The following is a 24,146-nucleotide window of genomic DNA, read 5'->3' as shown; positions in this document are numbered from 1 at the left end:
TTTCTATGATTTTGCTATGAAAACAGGGGGAAGATGTGCTATACTTACAAAGGTACATGAAGGAGGCGCAGACAGGATGAAGATTTATTTTGTACGGCATGGAGAGACTGACTGGAACAAGGAGCGAAGAATCCAGGGGCAGGTGGACATCCCATTGAATGAATTCGGAAGGCATCTGGCCAGAGAAACGGCCAAAGGCCTTGCGGACGTTCCCTTTGACGTCTGCTTTACCAGTCCCCTCGGGAGAGCTAAAGAAACGGCCCTTCTTATCTTAAACGGAAGAGATGTTCCCATCATAGAAGACCAGCGGATCAAAGAGATGGCCTTTGGAGTCCTGGAAGGGAAATGCTGTTCCAAAGAAGGATGGGAGGTTCCCGATTCTTTCCAGCGTTTCTTCGACGATCCGGTCCACTATGAGGCGCCGGAAGGGGGAGAAGACTTCCGGGAAGTACAGAAACGGACGGGAGAGTTCCTGGACTGGCTGTTTCATCAGGAAAAATATAAGGACAGCACGATCCTTGTCACTACCCACGGGGCGGCCATGGCAGGTTTGCTGAACAATCTGAAGAAGAAGCCTCTCTCCGAATACTGGGGCACCGGCGTCCACAAGAACTGCGGAGTCACGGAAGTGGAAGTGACAGAAGGAAAAGCAGTCATCTTATCAGAGAATAAGGCCTACTATGACGATGTTGTCAAGCCATGGTAGGAAATACAGGAGGAAATAGAACTATGATCAACGACAAAAAAGTATTATTCAGCGGTATGCAGGCCACTGGCAACCTGACCCTTGGGAATTATCTGGGGGCCTTGAAAAACTGGGTGACTTTGAGCGATGAGTATGAATGTTTCTACAGCGTGGTAGATATGCACTCGATTACGGTCCGTCAGGATCCGGCTGTGCTGCGCAAGCGGGCCCGCGCTCTTTTGACCCTCTATATCGCGGCGGGACTTGACCCGGAGAAAAACTGCATCTATTATCAGTCCCATGTGTCGGCTCACGCGGAGCTGGCTTGGATCCTGAACTGTTTTACTTACATGGGTGAACTGAACCGGATGACCCAGTTTAAGGATAAATCCGCCAAACACGCAGACAACATCAATGCGGGACTTTTTACCTACCCGGTGTTGATGGCGGCGGATATCCTGCTGTATCAGGCGGACGTGGTCCCTGTAGGAAACGACCAGAAACAGCATCTGGAGATCACCAGAGACATTGCCGAGCGGTTTAATAACATTTATGGGAATGTCTTTACCATACCGGAGGGCTATTATGGAAAAGTAGGAGCCAGGATCATGAGTCTGCAGGACCCGGCGAAGAAAATGTCCAAGTCCGACGAGAACCCCAACGCCAGTATCTATCTGCTGGACGATCCGGACACCATCATGCGCAAATGCAAACGGGCGGTCACAGACTCCGAAGGCCAGATCCTGTACCGGGATGAACAGCCTGGCGTAAAGAACCTGATCGACATCTACAGCGCCTGCACCGGAAAGACGCCGGAAGAGACGGTGAAAGAGTTCGACGGAAAAGGCTACGGCGATTTTAAGATCGCGGTAGGCGAAGCGGTTGTGGCGATCCTTAAGCCGCTGCAGGACGAGGCGGCAAGATTGGAGAAGGATAAAGCCTATCTGGACGGCATTATCAAGACAAACGCGGAAAAGGCAGGATATTTTGCCAACAAGACTCTGCGGAAAGTTCAGAAAAAGGTAGGCTTCCCGGAGCGCATCCGGTAAGTTGCTCTAAAACCTATTGACAATCCGCGGAAAAGCTTTTATAGTAGAACATGGAAATAGAACAGGGGAGCTTGTGTGACAGGCTGAGAGGAAACTGGAAGTTTCGACCCGGAAACCTGATTTGGATAATGCCAACGTAGGGAAAGATGAGAAAATTGCGGGAAATGGCATTGACCATTTCCCGTTTCTATTTTCATGAAGGCGGCAGACAAAACCGGTACATCCGGGCTTAGCCGTATGGAAAACAGAATCTTGAGAACAGTTGAGAGTGAACGAAAAGGTTCATGAAGGGGTGCACCACCGCGGGTGTATTGTTTCATGAACCTTTTTTTATAGAAGGAAGGAGGTGTGAGCATGATCCGTGTAAATGGAGCAGAAGAGCCATACGAGGAAGGACTTACCATCCAGGCCTATCTGGAGAGAAACGGGTACCGCATGGACCGGATCGCGGTAGAGAGAAACGGCGCCATTGTGCCGAAGCGTACCTACGGGGATACCCTGCTTGAGGATGGAGACACTTTGGAAGTGGTGAATTTTGTAGGAGGAGGCTAAAGAAAGACATGCAAAAAGAAAGAGCAGCAACAGGACAGCCTGCGAAAGAAGCCATCAGCCAGGCGCTCTGCCTGCGGCATACCAAGGAAGTACAGGAGAAGCTTTCCAAGGCTTCCGTCGCGGTGGCAGGCCTGGGCGGTCTGGGTTCCAACATTGCCGTTTCCCTTGCCAGGATCGGCGTGGGACGGCTCCATTTGATAGATTTTGATCAAGTGGACCTGACGAATCTGAACCGGCAGCAATATTTTATAGACCAGATCGGCCGTTATAAGACGGACGCCCTTGCGGAGACCCTGGAGCGGATCAATCCGTACCTGGATATCGAGACCCACTGCCTGCGGGTGACCAGGGATAATGTAAAGGAGCTGCTTTGGAAGGAAGAGTATATCTGCGAGGCTTTCGATGTGCCGGAACAGAAAGCCATGCTGGCCCAGGCGGTGCTGGAGGAGTTCCCGGAGAAATATCTGGTGGCTGCCAGCGGAATGGCAGGTTTCGGGGACAGCAATGAGATCCATACCAGGAGAGTCACGTCTCATTTCTATCTCTGCGGAGACGAGAAGACAGAGGCAGAGGCGGGGAGAGGGCTGATGGCGCCAAGAGTGGCCTTGTGCGCGGCCCACCAGGCCAATCTGGTAGTACGGCTGATCCTGGGAGAAGAATAGAAGGAAAGAAGGAAAGAAGGAAAGGATGAAACATATGGAACAAAAGAAAGACACATGGAAACTTGGTACACACGAATTTACCTCCCGGTTTATCTTGGGATCTGGGAAATATTCCTTGGATTTGATCCAGGCGGCAGTGGAGAACGCAGGCGCCCAGATCGTGACCATGGCGCTTCGCCGGGCAAATGAAGGAGGAGCCGCCAACATTTTGGACTATATTCCAAAGGAAGTAGCCCTGCTTCCCAATACCTCCGGGGCCAGGAACGCGGAGGAAGCAGTGCGGATCGCCAGACTGTCCAGAGAGGTCTGCGGAAGCGATCTGATCAAGATCGAGATCATGCGGGATACCAAATACCTGCTTCCAGACAACCAGGAAACCATTAAAGCGGTGGAGATCTTGAACAAAGAGGGTTTTGTGGCCATGCCGTATATGTATCCGGACTTGAACGCCGCAAGGGATATGGCGGAGGCGGGAGCGGCCTGCATCATGCCGTTGGGAGCGCCCATCGGTTCCAATAAGGGTCTGTGCACCAAAGAATTTATCCAGATCCTGATCGACGAGATCGATCTGCCAGTGATCGTAGACGCGGGAATCGGCAAACCTTCCCAGGCCTGTGAAGCGATGGAAATGGGAGCGGCGGCTGTTATGGCAAATACAGCGATCGCAACATCCGGGGATGTAAAAGTTATGGCGAAAGCTATGGGACTTGCGGTAGAAGCAGGAAGAGCGGCCTACCTGGCCGGAATGGGAAGCGTAAGAAGCCATGGAGGAAGCGCGTCCTCTCCGCTGACCGGATACCTGAGAGACTGAGAAGAAGGAGAACGGCATGAGTAGACAAGAGCATATCAATGAAAGTATTTTAAATGAAGAGATCCGGGAACATCAAAAAGAAAACCGGATCGACCACATGACCTATCTGCCGGATATGGAAGACATCGGCTCCCAGGTCATGGATCAAGTGATCCGCAAGATGGAGGAATACGATCCAGAGATTTATAAAGAGTCGGATATAAGGAGAGCTTTGGCGAAAGACCACCGTTCTTTGGAAGATCTGAAAGCCCTCCTGTCGCCAGCGGCCCTGCCTCTTCTGGAAGAGATTGCCCAGGCGGCCCAGGGGGAGACGCGCAGACATTTCGGAAACTCGGTGAATATGTTTACCCCGGTATATCTTGCCAACTACTGTGAGAATTACTGCATTTACTGTGGGTTTAACTGTCATAATAAGATCCGCCGGGCACAGCTTAACGAAGAGGAGATCGAAAGAGAGTTCGAGGCTATCGCAAAGACGGGACTGCAGGAGGTGCTGCTTCTGACCGGGGAGAGCAGGAAAAAGTCTACGGTAGAATATATAGGAAGAGCCTGCCAGATCGCAAGGAAGTATTTCCGGGTCATCGGATTGGAGGTCTATCCCATGAATTCCGATGAGTACGCCTATCTTCACGCCTGCGGGGCAGATTATGTAACGGTGTTCCAGGAAACTTATAACTCAGACAAATACGAGACCCTGCACCTGGCCGGACATAAACGGATCTTCCCTTACCGGTTCAACGCTCAGGAACGGGCTTTGAAAGGGGGGATGCGGGGAGTAGGCTTCGCGGCGCTTCTGGGACTGGACGATTTCCGCAGGGACGCCTTTGCCACCGCGGTACACGCCTATTTGCTGCAGAAGAAATATCCTCACGGGGAGATCGCCTTTTCCTGTCCCCGCTTAAGGCCCATCATCAACAACGACAAGATCAATCCAATGGACGTCCACGAGGCCCAGCTTCTCCAAGTGGTGTGCGCCTACCGGCTGTTTATGCCCTTTGCCAGCATCACCATTTCCAGCCGGGAATGTGAGAGAGTCCGGGATAATCTGGTGAAGATCGCGGCGACGAAGATCTCGGCGGGAGTCAGTACCGGAATCGGAGAACATGGAGAAGAAGTGGCGGATAAGGGAGACGAGCAGTTTGAGATCGCGGACGGCCGGACGGTAGAACAGGTCTACCAGGCTCTGGAAGCTCAGCATCTGCAGCCAGTCATGGCGGAGTATCTCTATGTGTAGGCGGGAAGACTGGGGACGTGTGACGGCGGTGACCAACCGGCGCCTTACCAGCCGTCCCTATGAAGAGCAGATGAAACGGATCTGTCGTCTGAGGCCGGCGGCGGTGATCGTAAGGGAAAAAGACCTGCCGGAAGAAGTATACGCGGATCTTGCGGGAAGGGTAAAGACAATCTGTGAATCTTATGGGGTGCCTTGTATTTATCATACCTATCTGGAAGCGGCGCGGCAGGCGGGGGTACGGCGGATCCACCTGCCTCTGGCTCTGCTTCGCAGCCTGGAAGGAGAGCCATCCCTGAGAGAAGATTTTGACCAGATCGGGACTTCCATCCATTCCCTGGAAGAAGCCTTGGAAGCGGTGAGGCTGGGCGCGGACTGCCTGACGGCAGGACACGTCTATGTGACAGACTGTAAAAAAGGCCTGGCGCCCAGAGGAATTTCGTTCCTTCGGGAAATCTGCCAGGCCGTTCCGATCCCAGTCTATGGCATCGGAGGCATCCATCCAGGCACAGGGCAGGTGGAAGAGGTCTGCTCCTGCGGAGCGGCCGGCGCCTGCATCATGTCGGGGATGATGGAGATTTAGTTTTAATCGTCTTCCTCCTGGTTGACGGAGTAAGTCTGACGTTTTCTGGCCATTTCGTCGCTTTCCAGATACTCGTCGTAGGTGGTGATCTTGTCGATCAATTTTCCGCCGGGCACGATCTCCATGATCCGGTTGGCGGTGGTCTGTACGATCTGGTGGTCTCTGGAACTAAAGAGGATCACGCCTGGGAACTTGATCAGTCCGTTGTTTAAGGCTGTGATGGATTCCATATCCAGGTGGTTGGTAGGCTCGTCTAAGATGAGCACGTTTGCCCCGGAGATCATCATTTTGGACAGAAGGCAGCGGACCTTCTCCCCGCCGGACAGAACTTTGACCTTCTTTACCCCATCCTCGCCGGAGAAGAGCATACGGCCCAGGAATCCACGGACATAGGTCACGTCCTTTTCTTCAGAATACTGGGTCAGCCATTCTACAATGGTATAGTCGTTGTCGAATTCGTCGCCGGGATCTAAGGGGAAATAAGCTTGGGATGTGGTGATGCCCCACTTATAGGTTCCTTCATCCGGCTCCATCTCACCGGAAAGGATCTGGAAGAGGGTGGTCTTGGCCAGCTCATTTCCGCCTACAAAGGCGACTTTGTCTTCCCGGTTAAGGGTAAAGGAAAGATTGTCCAACACCTTTTCCCCATTGATCGTTTTGGAAAGTCCCTCCACCGTCAGCACTTCATTTCCAATCTCCCGGTTGGGACGGAAATCAATATAAGGATATTTCCGGCTGGAAGGCTGGATCTCGTCCAACTGGATCTTCTCCAGGGCGCGTTTCCTGGAAGTAGCCTGCCGGGACTTGGAAGCGTTGGCGCTGAACCGGGAAATGAATTCCTGCAGCTCTTTGATCTTTTCTTCCTTTTTCTTGTTGGCTTCCTTCATCTGACGGATCAGAAGCTGGCTGGATTCATACCAGAAATCATAGTTTCCCGCATACAGTTTGATCTTGCCGTAGTCAATGTCCGCGATCTGCGTGCAGACTTTATTCAGGAAATAACGGTCGTGGGAGACCACGATCACTGTGTTGTCAAAGTTGATCAGAAATTCTTCCAGCCAGGCAATGGCGTCTAAGTCCAGGTGGTTGGTAGGCTCGTCCAGAAGCAGGATATCAGGATTGCCAAAGAGAGCCTGGGCAAGGAGTACCTTTACCTTCTGGGGACCATCCAGATTCTTCATCATCTCATAGTGCAGTTCAGTTCCAATTCCAAGGCCGTTCAGCAAAGAAGCGGCGTCAGACTCAGCTTCCCAGCCGTTCATAGAAGCGAACTCGGCTTCCAGTTCACTGGCTTTGATGCCGTCCTCATCGGTAAAATCTTCTTTGGCATAGATCACTTCTTTTTCTTTCATGATCTCATACAGTCTGGCATTGCCCATCATGACCGTATCCAGCACCGGATATCCGTCATACTGGAAATGGTCCTGCTGGAGGAAGGAAAGACGTTCTCCGGGGGTGATGGAGACTTCGCCCTTGGTAGGCTCCAGCTGGCCGGAGAGGATTTTTAAGAAGGTAGACTTTCCGGCGCCGTTCGCGCCGATCAGCCCATAGCAGTTCCCTTCCGTAAATTTGATATTTACATCTTCAAATAAAGCTTTTTTCCCTACACGTAAAGTAATATTGCTTGTACTTATCATAATGCTTACGACTCCTTATTGAACTTCCAAATAAACAATACTGTTGCATTCAACGCCTATCTTAACAAATCCGTCTGGAAATGGCAAGAGATGTTTGCCAATTTGGAAAATGGGTATATAATAACAGGTAAGGAAGGGAGGTATGAATATGGTGACTGGAACAATGGTACTGGAAGGAGGAGCCACGAGAGGCGTGTTTACTTCCGGCGTCCTGGATTATCTGATGGAGAAAGATTTATATCTGTCTCATGTGATCGGGGTGTCCGCCGGATCCTGCAACGGCGTGGATTATGTGTCGAAGCAGCCGGGGAGGACCAGGGACTGCATGATCCAGAAAGATAAGGAATATAATTACTATCATGGACTGAGAGATTTTATCAAAGAAAAAAGCGTGCTGGATATGGATATGGTGTTTGACCGTTATCCCAACGAGATCTTTCCTTTTGATTTTGACACTTATTTTGCATCGGAGATGGAGTGCGAGATTGTGATCACAAACTGTGTGACAGGAAGAGCGGAGTATCGGACGGAAGACCATGACCGGGATATGCTGATGAAGCTGTGCAGGGCGTCCAGCAGTATGCCCCTTTTGGCGCCTATGGTCAATATTGACGGGACGCCGTATCTGGACGGAGGTCTGGCAGATTCTATCCCTGTTGAGCGGGCGATGGAAATCGGCAATGACAAGATCGTGCTGATCCTGACCCGGAATCCGGGATATCGGAAGAAACCCACATCCAAAGGATTGGCCAATTTGTATCGAAGAGCATACAGGAAATACCCAAATCTGGTGTCGGTGACCATTCAGAGAAACTATATTTACAACCGGCAGATGAATTTGATCGAGAAGCTGGAGGACGAGGGGAAAATCTTCGTACTGCGGCCGCTGATCCCTACGGTTTCCAGACTGGAGAAAAATTACGATGCTCTGATGCACTTTTATGAACACGGATACCGGCTGATGAAAAAGCAGTATAATGAACTGCTTAAATATCTGGAAGCATAGCTAGGAGGATGAGAGATGAATCTGTTTGAACACAAAATATCTACCGGAAGCCCGCAGCAGATGACGAAAGTGACCGGGATGATCCGGGAGGATATCGCAAAAAGCGGAGTGAAAAATGGGATTGTAGTTGTATACTCCCCTCATACTACGGCGGGATTTACCATCAATGAAAACGCGGATCCAGACGTGGTCCACGATATGCTCTGCGGACTGGAAGAATCCTTCCCCACCCGCAGATCCTACTATCAGCATATGGAAGGAAATTCCCACGCCCATCTGAAGACAACCTGTGTGGGGCCCTCCCAGACACTGATCCTGGAAGAAGGGAAATTGGTCCTGGGAATCTGGCAGGATGTTTATTTCTGCGAATTTGACGGTCCGAGGAACCGCCGTTTCTTCGTAAAGATCCTGGAAGGGTAGGCCGCGCGATGGAATACGAGGGCGAAGAGAGGAAAGACTGCAAGGAGAGGATCAGTGAGGCGCAGTTTCTAACATTTATGCACGAAGCGGAACGATTGAAGTGTATCCCACGGCATGCCTGGACTTCTTCCGATCGAAGGGAGAGCGTTGCGGAACATTGCTGGAGGCTTTGCCTCGCGGTCTGGCTTCTTAAGGAAGAATTGCCGGCTGTGGATATAGAGCGTCTGATGGAACTTGGCCTGCTCCACGATCTTGGCGAGGCGATGACCGGGGATATCCCTGCCTTTGAGAAACATAAATCCCATGAGGAAAAGGAACAAGAGGCGGTAAAAAGGCTGGCGGCTCTTCTTCCGGAGGCTAAAGGAAGAGAACTTCAGGACCGGCTCCTTGAGTTTGAAAAAGCAAAGACTCTGGAAGGAAAAACGGCCAAGGCGCTGGACAAGATAGAGGCGGTGATCCAGCACAACGAGTCCAAGATCGGCACCTGGCTTCCTCTGGAGTATGATCTGCAGCTGACCTATGGGACAGAAGAGGCAAAGAAAATTCCCTATCTTGCGCGGCTAAGGGAGGCAGTAAGAGAAGAAACCATGAGAAAGATTGAGAAAGAGACAGCAAAAGAGAAACCGCGAAAGGGATATTATGTCAGTAAAGATCCAAAGAAACTGAGCCTGGAACGGGCGGCCGCTTTGCTGCGCCAGTCCTACTGGGCCAAAGACAGACCAAAGGAAATGATCCGAAAGGCCATGGAACATTCTCTCTGCTATGGGGTTTACGATGAAGCGGATTATATGGTTGGATATGCCAGAGTGATCACGGATCATGCGACAACCTTTTATCTGATGGACGTGATCATCGATGAGCCATACCGGCATCAGGGGCTTGGCACCATGCTGATGGATCGGATCATGGAAGATATGAAAGGACTCCACGGGGTTCTGCATACTACAGATGCGAAGGAGTTCTATCATAGATATGGCTTTGTCCGGAATCAGGAAAAGCTGGATTCTGTGATGGAAAAACCAAGAGACTAGAGGTTATAGGCAAAAGAAGAATAAAGAAAAAAGCAGGAAGTCCGGTTTAATACCGGACTTCCTGCAGATACAGACCCTTTGGATCACAGGGGGCGCTGGAAGCGCTGGCGCCTTCAAAGATTTCTTCGATTTCTTCCTTTCTGCGGCTTCCAAAGCCGATGTCCAGAAGGGTTCCGATGATCATCCTGGCCATATTATGAAGGAAGTTGTCCGCGCAGATCAGGATCTGCATTTCCTCTTCGTCTCCATATATATCAATATCCAAGATTTCCCGCACGGTAGATTTGCTGGATTTAGAAGCGGAAAAATTCTTGAAATCATGGGTCCCGATCAAAAGCATGGCGGCCTGCTGCATCGCCTTTTTATCAGGTACTTTGAAACAGTGGAAGGTGTGTCTGCGGTCAAAAACGCTTGGCACATCGGCGATGGTCATGCGGTACACATATGTCTGGGAGACCGCGTTTAACTGCGCGTGGAAACGCTCCGGCACTTCTTCTACATCGGTAATGGCGATGTCCATGGGAAGATACCGGTTGAGATAGTGTTTGATCTCCTGAGTCTCTATGTCGCTCTCCGTTTTAAAATTGACGACCTGGGCGTAGGCATGGACGCCAACCTCGGTCCGGCATCCGCAGGAAAGCTCGATCAGGAATTCTCCCGTCATTTTCCGGAGCACTTCCTGAATTTTGTTGGATATGGTGTTGTTGGATTCATTTTTGCCAAGACGGCTCCAGCCCTGGTAGCGGCTGCCGTCATATTCTATGGTAAGTTTAATATTTCTCATAAAGATTTCCCTGTCCTTCCTAAATAGAGAGTCGTAGGTATCATAACTGCCAATATAACTAGGATACCACAGAAAGGACGATATTTCTACAAAAAATAGGGATATCACGGAAACATGGACTTCCTGGACGGGGTGTGGTAAGATAGACACGGAAAATGTGAAATGTTTAGACCAAAATGAGGAGAAAAGTTATGGCAGAGCCGACCAGAAGAAAGCCGGTCGCAAAGGAAGCGCTGCTTTCCGCGGGCTGTCTGTACGCGGATACAGTACAGGAAGCGTTTCAGAAATATCAAAGCGCGGTTCTTTCAGCGCAGAGGAAAGAAGACTTAAGAGATTTTTTGAGAGCGGTATATCAGAGAAATCCAGGGGCGATGTATGCGGATTTTTATTATCCCGTACTTCCCAGACAGGAGCAGGAACGGTTCCGGGCCGGGCTTTCCGGGGAACAAAGAGAGAGATTAGAGACGCTGGATACGGAAAGCGGCCGGATCTTTTACCCGGTGACGGAAAAGGAGCTGGATTTCTTATACGAGATCACCGCGGCAGAGTGGCTGTTTTCCAGCTTTTATGCGGGGAATCAAAAGGCGCTCATCTGGGGAAACTATGGATTAAACTTTCCGATTTTCTGTGAAGAGGAAGAGACCCTGGAGTTCTATCTGGGGCTTGCCCAAACATATAAAGTGAGGTGGAACAAATGAGTGTGACCAGCAGAAAAGTATCTGAATCCGTTGTTCAGACGGTGCATATTGTAAGGCCCAATCATCTGAACGCCGCAGGCCGCCTCTTTGGAGGAATCCTGATGCAGTGGATCGATGAAGTGGCGGGAGTAGTAGCAAAGCGCCATGCCCATCAGAATGTGATCACAGCTTCCGTGGACAATCTGAGGTTTCTGCGGGGAGCATATCAGAGGGATTTGATCGTGATCATTGGTAAAGTGACTTACGTGGGAACTACTTCCATGGAAGTTAAAGTCGATACTTACGTAGAAGATTTGGACGGGGTGAAGACGCCGATCAACCACGCGTTTTTCACGATGGTTGCCCTGGATCAAAACGATAAGCCCACGCCGGTGCCAAAACTGGAACTGGAAACCCAGGAAGAACGGGAAGAGTGGGAAAAAGCCAGAAAGCGCAGGGATGTGCGCATGATGCGGCGGGAAGAAGGGTTCTAAGTCCTGCGTCAACGCAGAAACCAAAGGCAGATCCATTTTCCATCGCCTTTAACATGGCGGGTAACTGGAACTGCCTTTTGAAGACCGGTCCTACCGTTTCAGATATGCTTTCACCATCTGCATCATCCTGTCGATCTGTTCTTGTTCTTCTTTTGTTTTCCCTTCTTTTAGGCTATCCATGATCAGCGAGATCTCTTCTGGCTGGAAGCGGATTCCTTTTTTATTTGCGCTGGTAATGAGGGCCATCATGACCGGGGCCAGAGAATTGCCGCTTTTTCCCTGGGTTTGTTTTGCGGCTGTTTTGATCAGTTCGAGTTTTATCGGATCGATATTCTCCATCGCCGGGTGATTCATCCATTCATTCATGTTCAGATCCTCCTTTTTTATTTCCTTTGGCGTCTTCTCCCTGGGAAGAGGCCAGGGCATCGTCAAAAAAAGTGCTGTAAGTGTGGAAAAGTTCCTGCTGTTCCGGGGTCAGCATATGTTTGATCAGATCGATGGAAGAAGGGAAGCCGCCGGATCCGGCGCCGTCTTCCTCTTGCCCGGAAAGGACGGGGAATTCCTGCATCAATTCCATCATATTCAGCATCCCTTCCATCTGTTCCATGGTTTCCCGCTCTTGGGGAGTCATATAGGGCTTCAGGTCCTGGAGGAGATGGTCGGGAGAACCTGGTCGGGGAAAGCCCCAGAAATATTCCAATGTATAGCGGAATTCCTGGAATTTGATATAGACAGCCAGCATACGCTGAGCAGAAGGCGGAGTGTAGGGAAGGAGCAGTTTCAGCGTGTAGAGCGGATCAGAGATCACGAGACTGTCGAAAGGGGTCATCAGTTTCGGGGGCCTTGCTTCCATCCAGGCACACTCCTTAAAATAACGTTGTAAATATATATGCACAGCAGAAGCTGGTTATGACCAAAGGGGAAGAAAACTCATATATTATATGGTAGAATTCTCAAGAAAGGAATCATTGGAATGCGCAGAAAATTGATCATTGACGGAAATGCGGTTTATGAGATTGACGAGGACTGTATGCTGAAAAGAAGGCGAAAGGAAAAAGAGAAGAAAAAAAAAGAAAATGGGAACCAAAAGGCGAATCGGGCAAAACGGACGGAGTGATGTACTCCGTCCGTTCTTTTTATCCGTGATTAGCAGCCGCAGTCATTGTATCCGCCGCCAAAGCCGCCGCAGCAGCACAGGAGAAGGATGATCCACAGGCAGCTGTCATTTCCGTTTCCGCCAAAGCCGTTTCCGCAGCCGCCGCAGCAGCACAGGAGAAGGATGATCCACAGGCAGCTGTTGTTTCCGAAACATCCGCCGTCTCTTCTTGCGGCGTCACATCCGCAACCACAGTTTGTAGCACTCAAATCGCTCATGTTGAAGTCCTCCATATAGGTTATTTACAGTAACATAATATGCGGGGGAGGAGGATGTGTGAAATAAAAGCGGTCTAATATTTGATCAGTCTTTTTACCGAGTGCTGATAGCGGAGGGATTTATTTTTTAGTTTCAGCTTATCCACCACAGGGATTTCGGTTTTGAGGTGTTCGTCATAAAGTGTAAGAAGATAAGTGGTAGTAAAATTCCGATTTTTATACCAGGCAAACAGCAGCCAGTTCATAATGTCCGGATGCCAGTAGCGCTCAGGGATCTGTCCCTCGCGCAGAGTGATGATATGCTTGAGCGCCTGCATGGCAAGCTGGGCTATGCGGCTGGACTCGTCTTTCTGGTGAAAGAGGGCATCGCTTTCTGTTACAATATCATAAAGCGCATTGGAAGCTTTCCAGTAGGTAACGAAAGCGGGATCCTCCTGATTTTCAGAAGCAGATGCGCTGTGCAGATCATAAGTCTGCATGACGGCAGGACGCCCGGCTGTTTTGCGGTCGTAATCCGCCCTTGCGGCTGTATCAGAAAGGACTCTGTAGGCTTCCAGAACTTCCTGCATAAGAGCCGTGGTGTCGATGCCGTTTTTCATATTCACATCGGGATGGTACTGCTTGGCCAGCCGGTTTTTGGCCGCGGTGATCTCTTCCAGAGTCGCTTTGGAAGAGACCCCAAGAATCTCGTAATAAGTTTTCCCTTCCATATTTAGAATCTCCCCTTATCAATTGTCCCTAAGAAACACATTTATTCTACGACAAATTCACTAAGAAATCAATTGGAGAATACTCTAATAAGAAAAAGGATCTAACATGGACCGAGTAAAACAAGCTGTTCGATATTGGTGCGCGGATACAAGAAATGGGAGATGTATGGGCCGGAATGTGACTGCGGCTGTTTTAGACAGCGGGATTGCTCCTCATCCGGATTTCAAGGGGAGGATCCTGGCGTTCAAAGATTTTGTGGGAGGAAGGAGGGAACTTTATGACGATAACGGACACGGCACTCATGTGGCGGGGATACTGGCCGGAGACGGACGGATGTCCGGGGGGATCCTGGCGGGAATGGCGCCGGAGGCCAAACTGGTGATCCTTAAAGTTCTGGATCAGAAAGGGGAGGGAAATATGAGGCAGATTCTGGAAGGAATCTGCTGGCTTATGCGAAATGGAAACCGATTTGGCATAAAAGTTGTCAATATTTCTGTCGGGGCCAGGGAGGGATTGAATGAAGAGAAAGAAAACTGGCTGGTGGAAGCGGTCGAGCGGCTGTGGGACGCGGGAATAGTAGTGGTGGTGTCCGCGGGAAATTACGGGCCGGAGCAAGGAACCATCGCCATACCCGGCAACAGCCGGAAAGTGATCACCGTGGGGGCATACGCAAAAACAGCAAGAGGACAAGAGTGTTCCGGGCGGGGGCCTACAAAAGCCTGCGTAGTCAAGCCGGATCTGGTGGCGCCGGGCTATCAGATCATATCCTGCAATCGGGTTTCCGCGAGAAACCGGAAGCCCTATATCGTAAAAAGCGGAACCTCCATGGCGACTCCAGTGGTGGCGGGAGCGGGAGCTATGCTGCTGTCCAAATATCCAGACATGAGCAATGTGGAAATAAAACTAAAACTGCGGGAAAGCTGCCGGAGGACTGGAAGCGGAGACGGATGGGGCCTTCTGGATGTAGAACGTTTATTGGGGCCGGGGGATTTTTAAAAATCCCCCGGCCCCAATTAAAAAAGCTGTCAAGAAAAAATACTTGACACCCCATTCTTTTTCGTGTATGATACCACTCAGGTGATAAGAATGAATGAGATTCTTAAGCAGGCGCTGCTTTTTGATTTTTATGGAGAACTGCTCACAGATCACCAGAAAGAGATCTACGGAAGATTTATCCTGGATGATCTTTCTTCTGCTGAGATCGCCAAGGAAGCCGGAATCAGCCGGCAAGGGGTGCACGATTTGATCCGCAGATGTACCCAGACGCTGGATGGCTATGAGGGAAAGCTGCATCTGGTAGAGCGGTTCCTGGCGGTAAAAAATAAGGTGAAGCAGATTGACGAACTGCTGGATCGGTACGAGGCGGGGAAAGACAGGAAAGCCCTGGAAGAGATCCGGCGCATTTCCGGAGAGATCATAGAGGAATTGTAGTGCCGCGGGAGATATAGAAGATACAGGAGTTATAGGAATGGCATTTGACAGTCTGACAGAAAAACTTCAGAATATATTTAAAAGCTTAAGAGGCAAGGGACGGCTGACAGAAGACGACGTAAAGGAGGCCATGAAGGAGATCAAGCGAGCGCTTCTGGCCGCTGACGTCAACTTCAAAGTGGTCAAGGACTTTATCAAAAATGTCCAGGAACGGGCGGTCGGCCAGGATGTGATGAATGGTCTGAATCCGGGTCAGATGGTGATCAAGATCGTTAATGAAGAACTGATCAAATTGATGGGATCTGAGACGACTGAGATCCAGCTCCAGCCGGGAAGCGCGGCTACCGTGATCCTGATGGCGGGACTCCAAGGCGCTGGTAAGACCACTACCGCGGCCAAACTGGCGGGCAAGTTTAAACTGAAAGGGAAAAAGCCCCTTTTGGTAGCCTGCGACGTTTACCGTCCGGCAGCCATCAAACAATTGCAGGTCAACGGGGAAAAGCAGGGGGTGGAGGTCTTCTCCATGGGAGAGAACCATAAGCCTGCCAATATCGCTAAGGCGGCCCTGGAACACGCGCAGAAAAACGGGAACAACATCATTATTTTGGATACAGCCGGACGGCTTCATATCGATGAAGATATGATGAAAGAGCTTCAGGAGATCAAAGAAGCAGTGACGGTCCATCAGACGATCTTGGTGATCGACGCCATGACCGGCCAGGACGCGGTTAATGTGGCAAAGGAATTTAATGAGAAGGCCGGTGTTGACGGCGTTATCATTACAAAATTAGACGGCGATACCAGAGGCGGCGCGGCTTTGTCTGTAAAAGCGGTGACTGGCAAGCCGATCTTATACGCTGGAATGGGTGAGAAGCTTTCTGACCTGGAACAGTTCCACCCGGATCGAATGGCTTCCAGAATCTTGGGAATGGGCGATGTACTTACCTTGATTGAGAAGGCGGAAGCTGAGATCGATGAAGAAAAAGCTAAGGAAATGAGCAAGAAGCTCAAGAAAGCCCAGTTTGATTTTGAAGATTACCTGGAGAGCATGAAGCAGATGAAGAAAATGGGCGGTTTGGGCAGTATCATGAGCATGATGCCGGGCCTTGGCGGTATGGGAGGCATGGGCGGCCTTGGGAAGAAAGGGATCACCGAAGAACAGACGGCCCAGGCGGAAAAGAGCATGGCCCGCATGGAAGCCATGATCTACTCTATGACGATAGAAGAGAGAAGGAATCCGGATCTTCTGAATCCGTCCAGGAAACACCGCATCGCCAGAGGGGCGGGCGTGGATATCAGCGAAGTCAACCGGATGGTGAAACAGTTTGCTGAGATGAAGAAGATGATGAAAATGCTGGGAAAAGGCGGCAGGAAAAATCGATTCCGGATGCCTTTCTAACAGGATATACCGCATAATTTATGCGTTTTATATCATAAAAAATAAACGAAATTTACGGAGGTGAAACAAATGGCAGTAAAGATCAGATTGAGAAGAATGGGACAGAAGAAGGCTCCTTTCTATAGAATCGTAGTGGCTGATTCCAGATCTCCAAGAGACGGAAGATTCATCGATGAGATCGGTATCTACGATCCGAACTGTGAACCGAGCGCGATTTCCGTTGACGAGGAAGTAGCTAAGAAATGGCTGAACACAGGTGCACAGCCGACAGAGACGGTCAGCAAGATTTTCAAGGCGGCAGGCATTGAGAAATAAGCAAAGTCCTGGGGGTGTACGAAATGAAAGAACTGGTGGAAGTGATCGCGAAATCTTTGGTGGACGATCCTGACAGCGTTGTAGTGACGGAGAGGGAAGAGAAGAAGACCACGATCCTGGAAGTACGGGTGGCAGATTCTGATATGGGAAAAGTCATTGGAAAACAGGGGCGTATCGCAAAGGCGATCCGTGCGGTGGTCAAAGCGGCAGCAGCCAAAGAAGATAAGAAAGTGATCGTAGACATTATGGATTAAGGGAGTTCCCTTCATGGAGGGGCAGGCCTGAAGCATTCAGGTCTGTCCCGATTCTGTATAGAAGGAGATAAATATGGAAGAGATATTTCAGGTGGGAGTGATCACATCTACCCACGGGATCCGGGGAGAAGTAAAAGTTTTTCCAACAACAGATGATCCGGCTCGTTTTCAGGATCTGACGGAGGTATTGCTGGATACGGGGAAAGAGAAGATCCTATTGGAGGTCCAGAACGTCCGATTTTTCAAACAATTTGTGATCCTGAAATTTAAGGGATTGGATAATATTAACGATGTGGAGCGCTACCGCAGGTGTCCCCTTCTGATAGAACGAAAAGATGCGGTCCCGCTGGAAGAGGATGAATATTTTATCGCCGATATGCTTGGCATGGAAGTGGCGGAAGAAGACGGCCGCCGGTTCGGCACCCTGAAGGATGTGATCCAGACGGGGGCCAATGACGTCTATGTGATCGACAGTCTGGAACATGGAGAAGTGCTGGTTCCGGCTATCAAAGAATGTATCCTGGAAGTAGATATTCCGAAAGGCCGGATGAAGATCCGTGTTATGGACGGACTGATCGGATAAAGGAGCGGGAGAATATGCGTTTTCATATTATGACATTATTTCCGGACATGGTCATGAACGGATTAAATACCAGCATCACAGGGCGGGCGATCCAGAAAGGCCTGCTCAGTGTAGAAGCGGTAAACATCCGTGATTATGCCTTTAATAAGCACAACAGTGTGGACGACTATCCCTATGGCGGCGGCGCGGGGATGCTGATGCAGGCGGAACCGGTATACCAGTGCTATCATGCCCTGGAAGAAAAAATCGGAAAGCGGCCAAGAGTCGTATATCTGTCGCCGCAAGGCCAGACCTTCCATCAGAAAATGGCGGAAGAATTCGCCCAGGAGGAAGAACTGGTATTTTTGTGCGGCCATTATGAAGGCATTGACGAGAGAGTATTAGAAGAAATTGTGACGGACTATGTTTCCATCGGAGACTATATCCTGACGGGAGGGGAACTTCCTGCTATGATCATGGTAGATGCCATATCCAGACTTGTGCCAGGTGTTCTGCATAACGATGTTTCCGCGGAATTTGAGAGTTTTCAGGATCATCTGCTGGAATATCCTCAGTATTCCCGCCCGGAGATATGGCACGGGAAACAGGTGCCGGAAGTGCTGCTGTCCGGCCATCACGCGAATATTGAGAAATGGAGGAGAAGACAGTCTGTCCTGCGCACGGCCAGGAACCGGCCGGATCTTCTCGAAGAAGCAGAATTGACAGAGGAAGAACAGGAACTGGTGAAAGAAATCCTTGCTTTTTTGTGAGGGGTATGCTAAAATATAGCATGTTGTGAAGAAATATGGATGGTCCTCTGGTACGTATGGTATTAAGAACGTCTGATGAATTAAGGAGGTCACACATTATGAATGAAATTATCAAGAATCTGGAAGCTGAACAGCTGAAGGAAAACGCGCCGGAGTTTTGTGTCGGCGACACAGTAAAAGTGTATGGAAAGATCAAAGAGGGAAACCGTGAGAGAATCCAGGTTTTCGAAGGAACCGTTCTTAAAAAACAGGGCGGCGGAGCAAGAACTACCTTTACCGTAAGAAAGAATTCTAACGGGATCGGCGTAGAGAAGACATGGCCGCTTCACTCACCAAATGTAGAAAAGGTAGAAGTAGTCAGAAGAGGTAAGGTAAGAAGAGCAAAACTGAACTACTTAAGAAACCGCGTTGGAAAGAGAGCGAAGGTAAAGGAATTAGTAAAATAAGAGGAATTGGGAAAAGGACAATTACAGAGCGTAGATTGTCCTTTTCTTTATAAGAGGACATTATGAAAAGAAGGAACCAACTTGGCTTTAGCAGAAGGAGAAGAAGGAGAAGACCCAGGAGATTCCATTTGAATCTGGAATATCTTCCGCAGATTGGGGCGTGGGCTTTCAAAATCGGCGTCGTCTGCCTTTTTGCCTTTGTGGCGGTGTGGTATTTTGGACAGCGGGTCAGTACTGTGGGAGATTCTATGAAGCCGATACTGGAAAATGGCGATGTGGTGCTTGTCAATCGGATCGTGTACAACGCCACCACACCTAAGCGGGGGGATATTATTGTATTCCGGCCTAAGGGGAATGAGAACAGCCATTATTATATCAAACGGATCATCGGACTTCCGGGAGAAACGGTGGAGATCATTGAGAACCGGATCTATATCAACGGAGAGAAGATCGAAGAAGACTATAAGACTTCAGATATTGATGATGTGGGAATCTTATCAGAACCGATGACGCTTGGCTCAGACGAATATTTCGTGCTGGGCGATGACAGGGAAAACAGCGAGGACAGCCGGAACGCGGACGTGGGAAATGTAAAACGGAGCCATATTTATGGAAAAGCCTGGTTTGTCATTTCTCCATGGAAGAATTTCGGGCCGATTTAAATAAAGGAGCAAAAGTATGCATTTTCAATGGTATCCGGGACATATGACAAAAGCGAAGCGCATGATGCAGGAAAACCTGAAGCTGGTGGATCTGATCATTGAGCTTCTAGATGCCAGAGTACCGGAAAGCAGCAGGAATCCGGACATTGATGAACTGGCGAAAAACAAAGCAAGGATGGTGCTTTTAAACAAGGCGGATCTTGCGGAAGAGCGCTGGAACGATGCTTGGATCGAATTTTTTAAAAGAAAAGGATTTGAGGCGGTCAAAGTCAATTCCAAGAAAGGCGGAGGCATCAAATCCATCCAAAATGTGATCCAATCTGCCTGCCGGGAAAAAATGGAACGGGACCGGAAACGGGGGATTTTAAACCGTCCGGTCCGGGCAATGGTGGTAGGGATCCCTAATGTTGGGAAGTCTACATTTATCAATACACTGGCGGGAAAAGCCTGCGCCAAGACCGGCAACAAACCGGGAGTAACAAAGGGAAAACAGTGGATCCGCCTAAATAAGCAGGTGGAGCTTTTGGATACGCCGGGCATACTCTGGCCTAAATTCGAGGATCAGAAAGTGGGACGGCAGCTGGCTTTTATCGGTTCCATCAAAGACGAACTCTTGAACCAGGAGGAATTGGCGCTGGAATTGGCTGGATTCCTTCAGGAACACTATCCGGGAGCGCTGGAAGAAAAATACCAGCTGACAGAAGGGCTTAAGGGAATGGAACTGCTGATGGAGACCGCCAGGAACCGACAGTGTGTCGGAAAGGGAGGCCAACTGGATACGGAAAAAGCGGCCAGGCTCCTGCTGGATGATTTCCGAGACGGAAGACTGGGAAGGATCACACTGGAATATCCAGACGAAATGTGGTAGAATCGAAAAAGATTCAGGAAAGGGACGGAAAAAGATTATGGCAAGACGCAGACGGAAAGGCCAGTCGGGGAGTGTTTTGAAAGAGCTTTTTGGCTGGATCGTATACATACTGATCATTGCGGGACTCAGCTTCCTGATCATTACTTATGTGGGGCAGAGGACGCGCGTAAGCGGTTCTTCTATGGAGACAACGCTGAGTGATGGGGATAATCTGATCGTGGATAAGATTTCTTATCGATTCCAGGATCCCCGCCGCTATGATATCGTTGTATTTCCCTACCGTTATGAGGAAAATACTTACTATATTAAAAGGATCATCGGGCTGCCGGGAGAGACGGTCCAAGTATCCGGAGGTTATGTTTATATCAATGGAGAACAGCTGACCAGCGACATTTACGGGCTGGAGCCAATGGAAACGGCTGGAGAGGCGGCGGAACCGATCACCTTGGGAGAAAATGAATATTTTGTGCTGGGCGATAACCGGAACCACAGCTCAGACAGCCGGGATCCAAGCGTTGGCGTGCTGAAGAGGAACGAACTGGTTGGAAAAGCCTGGGTACGAATCTATCCGTTTGACAAGATGGGAGTCATCAAGCATGAATAAACGGGAAGAAGAGCGGAAACGGCGGCAGCAGGAGAAACTCGAAAAAGAATTGGAGCGTCTGGCCGCCATGAGCGTTTATGAAAAGGAATATGAAGAGGCTTCCTATATCTGCGGGATTGACGAAGCGGGAAGAGGCCCCTTGGCCGGCCCGGTGGTTGCGGGAGCTGTGATTCTGCCTAAAGATGAGACGATCCTGTATCTCAATGATTCCAAGAAGCTGTCACCTAAGAAAAGGGACAGTCTTTATGATGAGATTATGGAAAAGGCGGTGGCCGTGGGGATTGGAATGGCCTCCCCGGCAAGGATCGATGAGATCAATATCCTTCAGGCTACTTATGAGGCTATGCGGGAGGCGGTGGGGAAGCTGGCTGTGAACCCGGACATCCTGCTTAACGACGCGGTTACGATACCGGGCGTGGAGATCCCTCAGGTACCGATCATAAAGGGAGATGCGAAAAGTATCTCCATTGCGGCGGCCAGTATTGTGGCAAAAGTGACCAGAGACAGGCTGATGGAAGAGTATGATCAGGTTCTTCCAGGATATGGATTCGCAAAGCATAAAGGATATGGTACAAAGGAGCATATTCAGGCGCTGAAAAACCTGGGGCCGACTCCGATCCACCGGCAGAGCTTTATCGAGAACTTTGTGCGCCGGTAAAGTGGAGAAGAGACTGTGTATGAGACAAAACAAACGAGAAACAGGCAGGTTCTATGAGCAGAAAGCGGCTGCCTGTCTAAAGCGCCGGGGTTATGAAATTCTGGAGATAAATTACCGCAGCAGGCAGGGAGAGATCGATCTGATCGCAAAAGATGGAGAAACTTTGGTATTTGTGGAAGTTAAGTTTCGTTTCCGGACAGGAAGCGGTCATCCTTCTGAGGCGGTGGATCAAAAGAAGCAAAAGAGAATCTCCCGGTGCGCCCTCCATTATCTCACAAGCAGGAATCTGACGGATGTGCCGTGCCGGTTTGACGTGGTGTGCATATGCGGGGAAGAGGGAGAGCCGCTGCTTTACCAGAACGCATTTGATTATCAAGAGTAAAAGAGGAAACAATCTATGCAATTAGGATTGGTTTATAAAAATCAGGAAATAATTCTAGAAGAAAGAGAAGCCTTTGGAGTTCCCTATCTGGCCTATCCCCTGCTGGAACAGACTGGAATCGTACGGCATGGGTTTTCCACCAGGCTTGGCGGCGTAAGCCAGGGACCTTGGGCGTCCATGAACCTGAGCAGTACCAGGGGAGATGACCCGGAAGCGGTGGAGGAGAATAAGCGGCGGATGGCCAAAGCCCTGGGAGTGAAGCCAGAGGACATGACCTATACCCATCAGACCCACACCACAAATGTGGAGGTGGTGAAAGCAGAGGACAGGGGAACTCGGTTCATGGAAACAGATGGAATGGTCACCAACGTACCGGGTATCTGTCTGGTCACCTTCTACGCGGACTGCGTACCGCTGTATTTTGTGGATCCGGTGAAAAAAGCCATTGGTCTCAGTCATTCGGGATGGCGGGGGACCGTGGGAAAGATAGGCAGGGCGACGGTAGAACAGATGCGGGAGGCATACGGAAGCGATCCCAAAGATATAGCAGCCGCGATCGGACCTTCGATCTGCCAGGACTGCTATGAAGTCAGTGAAGACGTGATATCAGAATTCCAGAAAGCATTTGCCAAAAAGATTTGGGACCGGCTGTTCTACCGGAAAGGGAATGGAAAGTATCAATTGAATCTGTGGGCGGCCAACGAGGCGGTGCTAATGGAAGCCGGAATTCCAAAAGAACAGATCGCGGTGACTAATCTGTGTACCCATTGCAACCCGAAGATCTTGTTTTCTCACCGGGCACAAGGGGAGAAAAGAGGAAATTTAAGCGCGTTTCTTGCGTTAAAGGAGTAAAAATGCTGACATTATTAGCAAGTGCGGAAGAAAATAATTTGGAACTGGCAGAAGGGACGGAGACGGTAAAGGAAGCCGCGGAAAGTGTGGGTCAGATTCCAGGCTTTATCCAGGACCAGCTTCCTTCCTTGATTCAGTTTGGGCTCAAAGTGGTTTTTGCCCTGGTAGTCTTTTTTATAGGAAGATTTTTGATCCAGTGGCTGCGCAAAGTAGTGCGGAAATCCCTGGAGCGTTCTAAGGCAGACCAGGGAGTGCGGCAGTTTGTAGATTCCCTGTTGAAATTCGTGCTTTATATCCTGCTGCTTTTTTCCATCGCGACAAACTTTGGACTGGATACGGCCACTGTGGCGGCTGCTGTGGCATCCTGCGGGGTAGCCATCGGTCTTGCCCTGCAGGGAAGCCTTTCTAACTTCGCGGGCGGCGTGCTGATCCTGATCTTAAAGCCGTTTGAGGTAGGGGATTATATCATCGAGGATACGAACAAGAACGAAGGAACTGTCAAGGAAATCCAGATCTTCTATACGAAGCTGAGCACTATTGACAACAAGACGATCGTGATTCCCAACGGAATCCTGACCAACAACAGTCTGACCAATGCTACGGCAAAAGAAGAACGCCGGCTGGATTTGAAAGTAGACATTTCCTATGAGGCCGATCTGAAGAAGGCCAAGATGCTGGTCGAACAGCTTCTGATGGAAGACGCGAGCATTTTGAAAGAAGAAGATGTCAGCGTATTTGTGGACAGCTTGGGAGAGAGCGCCGTGGTCCTTGGAGCTAGAGCCTGGGTGAAAAACGAAGAATTCTGGCCCGCCCGGTGGCGGCTGCTGGAGAAGATCAAGCTCACCTTCGATGAAAACGGGATTGAGATACCTTACCGGCAGGTGGTTGTGCATACAGCGGATTAGTTAATTGGGGACGTAGTATTTTTGCATTTTACTACGTCCCCAATTAACTTTTGCCCTGTACCAAAATGGCGAAGGGGGTGTACCTAAATAGACATGACATGTTTGACATGGAATATTCTAAATGGTATAATTAATAAGACATATACAATTTGCATAAGATTTTGACTAAAGAGGCTATCAATCTCCCAAATGTGCTGAATTTTTGTGGGGGGGGGTAGTCTTTTTATATCACGGAAGAGAGGATCTGTCTTTTTTTGAAGGCGGAGAGTTTAGGAGTATCCGGTTGGAGAGTGAAACCGGATGCAAGAATTGGTCAGAAACAGACCTGTTG

The 24,146-nt window shown here is 49.7% G+C and carries 33 protein-coding genes and 1 riboswitch; of the genes, 27 read left to right on the top strand and 6 right to left on the bottom strand.

Annotation, left to right across the window (positions count from 1 at the left end; translation table 11 throughout):
- Positions 1-76 precede the first annotated feature (76 nt).
- The 7 genes from FND36_09170 (at position 77) to FND36_09140 (ending at position 5,573) form a co-directional block, all read left to right on the top strand.
- Entirely contained in the window at positions 77-706 is a 630-nt protein-coding gene (locus tag FND36_09170; GenBank protein QDW74183.1) for a histidine phosphatase family protein, read from the top strand.
- A 23-nt stretch (positions 707-729) separates the two neighbouring features.
- Positions 730-1,734: a tryptophan--tRNA ligase gene (gene trpS / locus FND36_09165; protein QDW74182.1), complete on the top strand. Its 1,005-nt coding sequence runs from the start codon at positions 730-732 to the stop codon at positions 1,732-1,734.
- A 54-nt stretch (positions 1,735-1,788) separates the two neighbouring features.
- Positions 1,789-1,895: riboswitch (TPP riboswitch) on the top strand.
- A gap of 193 nt (positions 1,896-2,088) precedes the next feature.
- Positions 2,089-2,286, top strand: a complete 198-nt coding sequence (gene thiS, locus FND36_09160) for a sulfur carrier protein ThiS (GenBank protein ID QDW74181.1) — start codon at positions 2,089-2,091, stop codon at positions 2,284-2,286.
- 8 nt (positions 2,287-2,294) lie between these two features.
- Complete coding sequence (gene thiF / locus FND36_09155) at positions 2,295-2,948, top strand: sulfur carrier protein ThiS adenylyltransferase ThiF (protein ID QDW74180.1); 654 nt, start codon at positions 2,295-2,297, stop codon at positions 2,946-2,948.
- A 25-nt stretch (positions 2,949-2,973) separates the two neighbouring features.
- Entirely contained in the window at positions 2,974-3,759 is a 786-nt protein-coding gene (locus tag FND36_09150; protein ID QDW74179.1) for a thiazole synthase, read from the top strand.
- A gap of 16 nt (positions 3,760-3,775) precedes the next feature.
- Positions 3,776-4,993: a 2-iminoacetate synthase ThiH gene (gene thiH / locus FND36_09145; GenBank protein QDW74178.1), complete on the top strand. Its 1,218-nt coding sequence runs from the start codon at positions 3,776-3,778 to the stop codon at positions 4,991-4,993.
- Positions 4,986-5,573: a thiamine phosphate synthase gene (locus tag FND36_09140; protein ID QDW74177.1), complete on the top strand. Its 588-nt coding sequence runs from the start codon at positions 4,986-4,988 to the stop codon at positions 5,571-5,573. Before thiH ends, FND36_09140 begins: the two co-directional genes overlap by 8 nt.
- 2 nt (positions 5,574-5,575) lie before the next feature.
- On the opposite strand, the gene FND36_09135 is transcribed toward FND36_09140, so the two are convergent.
- Entirely contained in the window at positions 5,576-7,210 is a 1,635-nt protein-coding gene (locus FND36_09135) for an ATP-binding cassette domain-containing protein (GenBank protein ID QDW74176.1), read from the bottom strand.
- A gap of 148 nt (positions 7,211-7,358) precedes the next feature.
- Between FND36_09135 and FND36_09130 the strand changes: the two genes are divergently transcribed.
- The 3 genes from FND36_09130 to FND36_09120 are packed head-to-tail and all read left to right on the top strand — an operon-like array spanning position 7,359 to position 9,667.
- Positions 7,359-8,216: a patatin family protein gene (locus FND36_09130; protein QDW75594.1), complete on the top strand. Its 858-nt coding sequence runs from the start codon at positions 7,359-7,361 to the stop codon at positions 8,214-8,216.
- 15 nt (positions 8,217-8,231) lie between these two features.
- On the top strand, positions 8,232-8,636 hold the full coding sequence (locus FND36_09125) for a YjbQ family protein (GenBank protein QDW74175.1): 405 nt from the start codon (positions 8,232-8,234) through the stop codon (positions 8,634-8,636).
- Between the two features lie 8 nt (positions 8,637-8,644).
- A complete protein-coding gene (locus tag FND36_09120; protein QDW74174.1) occupies positions 8,645-9,667 on the top strand; it encodes a GNAT family N-acetyltransferase in 1,023 nt (340 codons plus the stop codon).
- Between the two features lie 46 nt (positions 9,668-9,713).
- Here the strand turns inward: FND36_09120 and truA are convergent, their stop codons facing one another.
- Entirely contained in the window at positions 9,714-10,451 is a 738-nt protein-coding gene (truA, locus tag FND36_09115; protein ID QDW74173.1) for a tRNA pseudouridine(38-40) synthase TruA, read from the bottom strand.
- Positions 10,452-10,642: 191 nt separating this feature from the next.
- Here truA and FND36_09110 point away from each other — a divergent pair, with 191 nt between their 5' ends.
- Both FND36_09110 and FND36_09105 read left to right on the top strand, forming a co-directional pair.
- Positions 10,643-11,149 carry a hypothetical protein gene (locus tag FND36_09110; GenBank protein QDW74172.1) on the top strand — a complete coding sequence of 169 codons (507 nt, stop codon included), beginning with the start codon at positions 10,643-10,645 and terminating at the stop codon, positions 11,147-11,149.
- Complete coding sequence (locus tag FND36_09105; GenBank protein QDW74171.1) at positions 11,146-11,622, top strand: acyl-CoA thioesterase; 477 nt, start codon at positions 11,146-11,148, stop codon at positions 11,620-11,622. Before FND36_09110 ends, FND36_09105 begins: the two co-directional genes overlap by 4 nt.
- Positions 11,623-11,712: 90 nt before the next feature.
- Here the strand turns inward: FND36_09105 and FND36_09100 are convergent, their stop codons facing one another.
- From FND36_09100 to FND36_09085, 4 genes are all read right to left on the bottom strand, one after another.
- Positions 11,713-11,988, bottom strand: a complete 276-nt coding sequence (locus FND36_09100) for a hypothetical protein (GenBank protein ID QDW74170.1) — start codon at positions 11,986-11,988, stop codon at positions 11,713-11,715.
- Complete coding sequence (locus FND36_09095) at positions 11,981-12,475, bottom strand: hypothetical protein (GenBank protein QDW74169.1); 495 nt, start codon at positions 12,473-12,475, stop codon at positions 11,981-11,983. The genes FND36_09100 and FND36_09095 overlap by 8 nt, the downstream gene beginning before the upstream one ends.
- Positions 12,476-12,768: 293 nt before the next feature.
- Positions 12,769-12,996, bottom strand: coding sequence for a chorion class high-cysteine HCB protein 13 (locus FND36_09090; protein ID QDW74168.1), 228 nt, complete (start codon positions 12,994-12,996; stop codon positions 12,769-12,771).
- Between the two features lie 74 nt (positions 12,997-13,070).
- Positions 13,071-13,706, bottom strand: coding sequence for a J domain-containing protein (locus FND36_09085; GenBank protein QDW74167.1), 636 nt, complete (start codon positions 13,704-13,706; stop codon positions 13,071-13,073).
- A 106-nt stretch (positions 13,707-13,812) separates the two neighbouring features.
- Here FND36_09085 and FND36_09080 point away from each other — a divergent pair, with 106 nt between their 5' ends.
- The 15 genes from FND36_09080 (at position 13,813) to FND36_09010 (ending at position 23,815) form a co-directional block, all read left to right on the top strand.
- Positions 13,813-14,703 (top strand): S8 family peptidase, encoded by an 891-nt coding sequence (locus FND36_09080; protein QDW74166.1) that lies wholly within the window; start codon positions 13,813-13,815, stop codon positions 14,701-14,703.
- A 90-nt stretch (positions 14,704-14,793) separates the two neighbouring features.
- A complete protein-coding gene (locus tag FND36_09075; GenBank protein QDW74165.1) occupies positions 14,794-15,138 on the top strand; it encodes a DNA-binding protein in 345 nt (114 codons plus the stop codon).
- A gap of 37 nt (positions 15,139-15,175) precedes the next feature.
- Entirely contained in the window at positions 15,176-16,537 is a 1,362-nt protein-coding gene (locus tag FND36_09070; protein QDW74164.1) for a signal recognition particle protein, read from the top strand.
- 69 nt (positions 16,538-16,606) lie between these two features.
- Positions 16,607-16,852 carry a 30S ribosomal protein S16 gene (rpsP, locus tag FND36_09065; GenBank protein ID QDW74163.1) on the top strand — a complete coding sequence of 82 codons (246 nt, stop codon included), beginning with the start codon at positions 16,607-16,609 and terminating at the stop codon, positions 16,850-16,852.
- Positions 16,853-16,875: 23 nt separating this feature from the next.
- On the top strand, positions 16,876-17,106 hold the full coding sequence (locus FND36_09060; protein ID QDW74162.1) for a KH domain-containing protein: 231 nt from the start codon (positions 16,876-16,878) through the stop codon (positions 17,104-17,106).
- Positions 17,107-17,179: 73 nt separating this feature from the next.
- Complete coding sequence (rimM, locus tag FND36_09055; GenBank protein QDW74161.1) at positions 17,180-17,689, top strand: 16S rRNA processing protein RimM; 510 nt, start codon at positions 17,180-17,182, stop codon at positions 17,687-17,689.
- 14 nt (positions 17,690-17,703) lie between these two features.
- Positions 17,704-18,438 (top strand): tRNA (guanosine(37)-N1)-methyltransferase TrmD, encoded by a 735-nt coding sequence (gene trmD, locus FND36_09050; protein QDW74160.1) that lies wholly within the window; start codon positions 17,704-17,706, stop codon positions 18,436-18,438.
- Positions 18,439-18,536: 98 nt separating this feature from the next.
- A complete protein-coding gene (gene rplS, locus FND36_09045; protein ID QDW74159.1) occupies positions 18,537-18,884 on the top strand; it encodes a 50S ribosomal protein L19 in 348 nt (115 codons plus the stop codon).
- Between the two features lie 62 nt (positions 18,885-18,946).
- Positions 18,947-19,546, top strand: coding sequence for a signal peptidase I (gene lepB, locus FND36_09040; GenBank protein QDW74158.1), 600 nt, complete (start codon positions 18,947-18,949; stop codon positions 19,544-19,546).
- 16 nt (positions 19,547-19,562) lie between these two features.
- Entirely contained in the window at positions 19,563-20,414 is an 852-nt protein-coding gene (ylqF, locus tag FND36_09035) for a ribosome biogenesis GTPase YlqF (protein ID QDW74157.1), read from the top strand.
- 37 nt (positions 20,415-20,451) lie between these two features.
- Positions 20,452-21,018, top strand: coding sequence for a signal peptidase I (gene lepB / locus FND36_09030; protein ID QDW74156.1), 567 nt, complete (start codon positions 20,452-20,454; stop codon positions 21,016-21,018).
- On the top strand, positions 21,011-21,676 hold the full coding sequence (locus FND36_09025) for a ribonuclease HII (GenBank protein ID QDW74155.1): 666 nt from the start codon (positions 21,011-21,013) through the stop codon (positions 21,674-21,676). The genes lepB (FND36_09030) and FND36_09025 overlap by 8 nt, the downstream gene beginning before the upstream one ends.
- Before the next feature lie 19 nt (positions 21,677-21,695).
- Positions 21,696-22,058, top strand: coding sequence for a YraN family protein (locus FND36_09020; GenBank protein ID QDW74154.1), 363 nt, complete (start codon positions 21,696-21,698; stop codon positions 22,056-22,058).
- 15 nt (positions 22,059-22,073) lie between these two features.
- Positions 22,074-22,910 carry a peptidoglycan editing factor PgeF gene (gene pgeF, locus FND36_09015; protein ID QDW74153.1) on the top strand — a complete coding sequence of 279 codons (837 nt, stop codon included), beginning with the start codon at positions 22,074-22,076 and terminating at the stop codon, positions 22,908-22,910.
- A gap of 2 nt (positions 22,911-22,912) precedes the next feature.
- A complete protein-coding gene (locus tag FND36_09010; GenBank protein ID QDW74152.1) occupies positions 22,913-23,815 on the top strand; it encodes a mechanosensitive ion channel family protein in 903 nt (300 codons plus the stop codon).
- Positions 23,816-24,146 lie beyond the last annotated feature (331 nt).

This window comes from Lachnospiraceae bacterium KGMB03038 (assembly GCA_007361935.1).
Lineage (GTDB): Bacteria > Bacillota > Clostridia > Lachnospirales > Lachnospiraceae > Massilistercora.
Note: the sequence above shows the minus strand (reverse complement) of the source record. Positions and strands in the feature narration are given on the sequence as shown.